The following is a 644-nucleotide window of genomic DNA, read 5'->3' as shown; positions in this document are numbered from 1 at the left end:
TGGGTGACTGCGTACCTTTTGTATAATGGGTCAGCGACTTATATTCTGTAGCGAGGTTAACCATTTAGGGGAGCCGTAGCGAAAGCGAGTCTTAACTGGGCGCTTAAGTTGCAGGGTATAGACCCGAAACCCGGTGATCTAGCCATGGGCAGGTTGAAGGTTGAGTAACATCAACTGGAGGACCGAACCCACTAACGTTGAAAAGTTAGGGGATGACCTGTGGCTAGGAGTGAAAGGCTAATCAAACCGGGAGATAGCTGGTTCTCCCCGAAATCTATTTAGGTAGAGCCTCGGACGAATACTTACGGGGGTAGAGCACTGTTAAGGCTAGGGGGTCATCCCGACTTACCAACCCTTTGCAAACTCCGAATACCGTAAAGTACTATCCGGGAGACACACGGCGGGTGCTAACGTCCGTCGTGGAGAGGGAAACAACCCAGACCGTCAGCTAAGGTCCCAAAGTGTATGTTAAGTGGGAAACGATGTGGGAAGGCTAAAACAGCTAGGAGGTTGGCTTAGAAGCAGCCACCCTTTAAAGAAAGCGTAATAGCTCACTAGTCGAGTCGGCCTGCGCGGAAGATGTAACGGGGCTAAACATACCACCGAAGCTACGGCTGCGAATTTATTCGCGGGGTAGGGGAGCG

General features: G+C 51.4%; 1 rRNA gene. It reads left to right on the top strand.

The features are described from left to right. Positions 1-644: ribosomal RNA gene (locus CWC03_RS16100) — 23S ribosomal RNA — on the top strand; the annotation flags it as partial.

Origin of the sequence: Pseudoalteromonas sp. S2755 (assembly GCF_005886535.1) — a bacterium.
In the GTDB taxonomy this organism is placed as follows: domain Bacteria; phylum Pseudomonadota; class Gammaproteobacteria; order Enterobacterales; family Alteromonadaceae; genus Pseudoalteromonas.
Note: the sequence above shows the minus strand (reverse complement) of the source record. Positions and strands in the feature narration are given on the sequence as shown.